Source organism: Streptomyces sp. NPDC041205, assembly GCF_055591765.1.
Window position 1 is genome coordinate 1,625,659 of record NZ_JBVIZH010000001.1, and the last position, 6,188, is coordinate 1,631,846.

General features: G+C 73.5%; 5 protein-coding genes and 1 rRNA gene. 5 read left to right on the plus strand and 1 reads right to left on the minus strand.

Translation table 11 applies throughout. The annotated features are described in order from the left end of the window. Positions 1-91 precede the first annotated feature (91 nt). From ACZ6BG_RS07005 to ACZ6BG_RS07025, 5 genes are all read left to right on the plus strand, one after another. Positions 92-1,417, plus strand: coding sequence for a DUF7847 domain-containing protein (locus ACZ6BG_RS07005; RefSeq protein WP_468997778.1), 1,326 nt, complete (start codon positions 92-94; stop codon positions 1,415-1,417). 133 nt (positions 1,418-1,550) lie between these two features. Next, a complete protein-coding gene (locus ACZ6BG_RS07010; protein ID WP_468998014.1) occupies positions 1,551-2,273 on the plus strand; it encodes a DUF4129 domain-containing protein in 723 nt (240 codons plus the stop codon). Between the two features lie 218 nt (positions 2,274-2,491). Then, positions 2,492-3,736 carry a DUF4350 domain-containing protein gene (locus tag ACZ6BG_RS07015; protein WP_468998016.1) on the plus strand — a complete coding sequence of 415 codons (1,245 nt, stop codon included), beginning with the start codon at positions 2,492-2,494 and terminating at the stop codon, positions 3,734-3,736. After that, the gene (locus ACZ6BG_RS07020) at positions 3,736-4,716 is read left to right on the plus strand and encodes an AAA family ATPase (RefSeq protein WP_468998018.1); all 981 of its coding nucleotides are present in this window, start codon (positions 3,736-3,738) and stop codon (positions 4,714-4,716) included. The genes ACZ6BG_RS07015 and ACZ6BG_RS07020 overlap by 1 nt, the downstream gene beginning before the upstream one ends. Then, a complete protein-coding gene (locus ACZ6BG_RS07025; protein ID WP_468997780.1) occupies positions 4,716-6,026 on the plus strand; it encodes a DUF58 domain-containing protein in 1,311 nt (436 codons plus the stop codon). The genes ACZ6BG_RS07020 and ACZ6BG_RS07025 overlap by 1 nt, the downstream gene beginning before the upstream one ends. An 80-nt stretch (positions 6,027-6,106) precedes the next feature. Here the strand turns inward: ACZ6BG_RS07025 and rrf are convergent. Further along, positions 6,107-6,188: ribosomal RNA gene (gene rrf, locus ACZ6BG_RS07030) — 5S ribosomal RNA — on the minus strand; the annotation flags it as partial.

Sequence of the window (6,188 nt, forward strand, 5' to 3'; positions counted from 1 at the left end):
CACCGCGCCCGACCCCGGCGCAACCGCCCCGTGGCACGATGGCTGCCAACCCGCCGCCGCGACGGCGGACGGGCACTGTGAAGGAGCGACGATGAACGACACTCCGGGCTGGGCCTCGCCCGGATCTGCCCCCTCCGACGGCCACGACCCCGGCAAGAAGGGGTCCGACGAGCCCGCGGACCAGCCGAGCGGCCCGGGCTCGAAGTGGTCCAAGGAGCAGCCGCCGCCCGCCCAGTGGTCCGCGCCCAGCCCGCCGGCCCCCGACCAGAACCCACCGCCGCCCGCGCCTCCCGGCCAGGGCTGGGGTGGGGGTCCCGGTGGCCCGGGCGGCACGGGTGGCTCCGGCGGGCCCGGCTGGGGCGGTGCCCCCGGTGGTCCCGGCGGCCCCTACCGCGGCTGGGGCGCCTGGCAGGGTCCGCCGGCCGCCGCGAAGCCCGGCGTCATCCCGCTGCGCCCGCTGGCCGTCGGCGAGATCCTGGACGGCGCGGTCTCCACGATGCGTACGTACTGGCGCACGGTCCTCGGCATCTCGCTGACCGTCGCCGTCGTCACGGAGCTCTGCCTCGTCCTCCTCCAGGGCCTGGTCCTCAACGACAACCAGAGCCTCGAGGCCCTGGACGACTCGAGCGCGACCTCCGGAGAGGTGGTGCGAGCGCTCCGTGACACGCTCCTCGACTTCGGTGTCGTCATCGTCGTCATGCTGCTCGGCACGATCGTCGCGACGGCGCTGCTGACGATGGTCACGAGCCGCGCTGTCCTGGGCAAGTCGGTCACCACGGCCGAGGCCTGGCACGACGCGCGCCCGCAGCTGTGGAAGCTGCTCGGTCTGACACTGCTCCTGCCGCTCATCGCCATGGGCGTGGTCGCCGCCGGAACCGTGCCGGGACTCCTGGTCACGCTCGCCGGAGGGGGCGACGGCGGGATCGCCCTCATCTTCCTCGGCGGGCTCGCGGCAGGTGTCGTCGCCGTCTGGCTGATGGTCCGCTTCTCGCTCGCCTCTCCGGCGCTGATGCTGGAGAAGCAGGGAGTGAAGCAGGCCCTCCGCCGGTCCGCCAAGCTGGTGCGCCTCTCCTGGTGGCGGGTCTTCGGCATCAATCTGCTGGCCACGGTCATCACGAACGTCGTCGTGTCGATCATCGGCATCCCGTTCACCCTCATCGCGGGCGCGGTCAGCGGCGACGGCGTGTCCGGTTTCCTGGACAGCAGCACGAGCGACGTCGGCTGGACCTTCCTGATCGTCAGCGGCATCGGACAGGTGATCGGCTCCATGCTGACGTTCCCGATCACCGCCGGGGTCTCCGTGCTCCTCTACATCGACCAGCGGATCCGCCGCGAGGCCCTCGACCTCGAACTCGCCCGCGCCGCCGGTGTGCCGGGCCACGGCCCCAACGACGCCCCCGGCACCCCGGGGAGCTGATGCGGTGACGTCGGCGGGGGCGGTACTCGACGTGCTCCACGCGGCCGCACGGCTGCCGCACGCCTTCTTCGGCGCGGCCTCCGCACTGCCGCGCACCGGGTTCCGGGCGGCCGTCGTACCGCCCGGAACCGGCGTGTCGGTGGCCGTGACACCACCCGGCGCCGGTCCGGGCGTCACGCTGCCGAACGGCGACGACGGCCCCCCGCTGACGATCCCGGGCCGCCCCGCGCGGGAGGCGGCCGAGCGCGAGCTGTCCAAGTCGATGTACCACGAGAACGACCCGGGCCTCTTCCAGCGCGCCCTGAACCGCTTCTGGGGCTGGGTCGACGACTTGCTGAGCGCGGCGTCCGGCGCGGCGCCGGGCGGCGTGATCGGCCTCGTGGTCATCGTGCTCGCGGTGGTGGCGGTCGCCGCGGCCCTCTGGTGGCGCCTCGGCACCCCCCGCCGCGCCCCCGCCACCTCCGCCGCGCTCTTCGACGACCGCCCCCGCAGCGCCGCGGAGCACCGCGCGGACGCCGAGGCGCACGCGGCCCAGGGCCACTGGAGCCAGGCCCTCCAGGAGCGGATGCGGGCGATCGTGCGCTCCCTGGAGGAACGCGCCCTCCTCGACCCGCGTCCCGGCCGCACCGCCGACGAGGCCGCCGCGGAGGCCGCCCGCCCCCTGCCCGACCACGAGGACCGCCTGCACGCGGCGGCCCGGGACTTCGACGACGTGACGTACGGAGGCCGCACGGCCACCGAAGCGGCGTACCACCGGCTCGCCGACCTGGACCGCGACGTGGAGCGCGCCAAGCCGCTCCTCGCCACCGCGTCCCACGCCCCGTCCGACAGCACCTCCTGGGGAGCGATCCGATGACGGACTCCCCCGACACCCCGCCCGGGCCGACACCCCCCACGCACCACACCCCGACGGCACCACCCACCGGCGCACCCGGAACTCCCGGCGCACCCACCAGCACCCCCACCGCACTCACCGACGCTCCCGCGCCGACCACCGGCGCACCGACCACCGACGGACCGGCCACCGCCGAACCACCTCCGACCGACGGCACGCCCACCCCCCTGTCGACCTCGATGGCCGCCACGCCCCGTCAGCTCTGGACCCGCACCCGCGGCATCGTCCTCGCCGCCGTCGTCCTCCTGGCGACCGCCGTAGCCATCGCGGCTGTCCGCTCCGGCACCGAGCACGGCAGCCTCGACCCGCGCTCCGCCGACCCCTACGGCAGCCGCGCCGTCGCCGAGCTCCTCGCCGACCGGGGCGTTTCCACGCGCGTCGTCACCACCACCGCCGAGGCGCGGGCCGCCGCGGGCCCCGACACCACCCTCCTGGTGGCCAACCCGGACCTGCTCACCGACCGTCAGCAGTCGCGGCTGCACGACGCCACCGAGGGCTCCGGCGGCCGCACCGTCCTGGTCGCCCCCGGCAGCCCGTCGGTGTCGAAACTCGCCCCGGGGGTCACCGCGGACGCCACCCCCAGCGACGACTCGACGCTGTCCCCGGACTGCGACCTGCCCACGGCCCGCCGCGCCGGCTCCGCGGACGTGGGCGGCATCCGCTACGACTCGCTCGCCCCCGGCACCGAGGCCTGCTACGTCTCCGACGGCCTGCCCAGCCTCCTCGTCCTCCCCACCACGACCGCGAAGGACGGCTCTCCAGAGACCGGCGACAACCCGGAGGAAGCACCGGAAGGCACCGCGCGGAACACCCCGGAGAAGTCCCCGGCGCGCGGCGACACCGTCGTCCTCGGCGCCCCCGACATCCTCCACAACGACCGCCTCGACAAGCACGGCAACGCCTCGCTCGCCCTGCAACTGCTCGGTTCGCGCCCCCACTTGGTCTGGTACCTCCCCTCACTCTCCGACGACGCCGTCGACGAAACAGCCGACGACAGCTTCTTCGACCTGATCCCCTCCGGCTGGCTCTGGGGCACGCTGCAGCTCACCTTCGCCGCCGTCCTCGCGGCCCTGTGGCGCGGCCGCCGCCTCGGCCCCCTCGTCCCCGAGAAGCTCCCCGTCGCGATCCGCGCCTCGGAGACCGCCGAGGGCCGCGCCCGCCTCTACCGCAAGGCCGACGCCCGCGACCGCGCCGCCGCGGCCCTCCGCTCGGCCACCCGCACCCGACTCGCCCCCCTCGTCGGCGTCCCCACCGCCCGGGCCCACACGCCCGAAGCGCTCCTGCCCGCCCTGACCAGCCGTCTCCGCACGTCCGGCCAGGACCTGCTCCCCCTCCTCTTCGGCCCGCCCCCCGGCGACGACGCAGGGCTCGTCGCCCTCGCCGACCAACTCGACGCCCTCGAAAGTGAGGTACGTACTTCATGATGGACCCGACCACTGACAACACCGCGAGCTCCGACGGCGCCCGCTCCTCCCTGGAGTCTCTGCGCACGGAGATCTCCAAGGCCGTGGTCGGCCAGGACCCCGCCGTCACCGGCCTCGTCGTGGCCCTGCTCTGCCGCGGCCACGTCCTGCTCGAAGGCGTCCCGGGCGTCGCGAAGACCCTGCTCGTACGCGCCCTCGCCGCCTCCCTCGAACTCGACACCAAACGCGTCCAGTTCACCCCCGACCTGATGCCCAGCGACGTCACGGGCTCCCTCGTCTACGACGCCCGCACCACCGAGTTCTCCTTCCAGCCGGGCCCGGTCTTCACCAATCTCCTTCTCGCCGACGAGATCAACCGCACCCCGCCCAAGACCCAGTCGTCCCTCCTCGAAGCGATGGAGGAGCGCCAGGTCACGGTCGACGGCACCCCACGGCCGCTCCCCGAGCCCTTCCTCGTCGCCGCCACCCAGAACCCGGTCGAGTACGAGGGCACGTACCCCCTTCCCGAGGCCCAGCTGGACCGTTTCCTCTTGAAGTTGACGATCCCCCTGCCCACTCGTCAGGACGAGATCGCCGTCCTGACGCGCCACGCGGAAGGCTTCAATCCGCGCGACCTGCGCGCCGCCGGCGTACGCCCCGTCGCGGGCCCCGACGACCTGGAAGCGGCCCGCGCCGCCGTCGCGAAGACAGCCGTCTCTCCCGAAATCACCGCCTACGTAGTCGACGTCTGCCGTGCCACCCGCGAATCGCCGTCCCTCACGCTGGGCGTCTCCCCGCGAGGCGCCACGGCCCTGCTGTCCACGGCCCGCGCGTGGGCCTGGCTGACGGGCCGCGACTACGTCATCCCCGACGACGTGAAGGCCCTCGCCCTCCCCGCCCTGCGCCACCGCGTCCAACTGCGCCCCGAGGCCGAGATGGAGGGTGTGACGGCCGACTCCGTCATCAACGCGATCCTCGCCCACGTCCCGGTGCCCCGCTGATGCCCCTGACCGGCCGCACCGCCCTCCTGGCGGCGCTGGGTTCCCTCCCCGTGGGCATCGTGGATCCCAGTTGGACCGGCATCCTCGCGGTCAACGTCCCTTTGGCCCTGGCCTGCGCCTGCGACTTCGCCCTTGCTGCCCCCGTACGCCGCCTCGGCCTGACCCGCTCCGGCGACTCTTCCGTACGCCTCGGCGAGCCCGCGGACGTCCAGCTGACCGTCACCAACCCCACCAACCGTCGCTTGCGCGCCGAAGTGCGTGACGCCTGGCCGCCCAGCAGCTGGCAGCCGGGCACCGAGGTCACCGCGTCCCGGAATCCCCTGGACGTCCCGCCCGGCGAGCGCCGCCGCATCACGACCCGGCTGCGCCCGACCCGCCGCGGCGACCACCACGCCGACCGCGTCACGATCCGCTCGAAGGGCCCACTGGGCCTCTTCTCCCGCCAGGGCAGCCATCGGGTGCCGTGGACGCTCCGCGTCCTGCCACCTTTCGCCAGCCGCAAGCACCTGCCGTCCAAACTGGCCCGCCTGCGTGAACTGGACGGCCGCACCAGCGTGCTGATCCGCGGTCAGGGCACGGAGTTCGACAGCCTCCGCGAGTACGTCCCCGGCGACGACACCCGCTCCATCGACTGGCGCGCCACGGCACGGCAGTCCTCGGTGGCCGTCCGCACCTGGCGCCCCGAGCGGGACCGCCACATCTTGCTGGTCCTCGACACCGGCCGCACCTCCGCGGGCCGCGTCGGCGACGCCCCACGCCTCGACGCGTCGATGGACGCCGCTCTCCTCCTGGCCGCCCTGGCATCCCGCGCAGGCGACCGCGTGGACCTCCTCGCCTACGACCGCCGGGTACGCGCCCTGGTCCAGGGCAAGGCCGCCGGCGATGTGCTGCCGTCCCTCGTCAGCGCCCTGGCCACGCTTGAGCCCGAGCTCGTCGAGACGGATGCCCGCGGCCTCACAGCGACAGCGCTGCGCGCGGCCTCCCGAAGCTCTCTGATCGTGCTTCTCACGAGTCTCGAAGCGGCCCCCGTCGAGGAGGGCCTGCTGCCGGTACTCTCCCGACTCACGCAGCGCCACACGGTCCTGGTCGCCTCGGTCACCGACCCGCACATCACAGAAATGGCGAAGGCCCGGGGAACGACGGAGGCGGTGTACGACGCCGCAGCCGGCGCACAGGCTCAGGCGGAACGCCAGCACACCGCGGAACAACTCATCCGCCATGGCGTAACGGTCGTGGACGCGACCCCTGACAATCTGGCCCCTGCTCTGGCCGACGCCTACTTGTCTTTGAAGGCGGCGGGCCGCCTGTAGACGAAGAGGGAGGCGCTGGAACGCAAAAAAAGCCGTATCCCCCGAGTCGAAACTCGGGGGATACGGCTTTATCAATTTTAGTTCGGCGGCGTCCTACTCTCCCACAGGGTCCCCCCTGCAGTACCATCGGCGCTGTAAGGCTTAGCTTCCGGGTTCGGAATG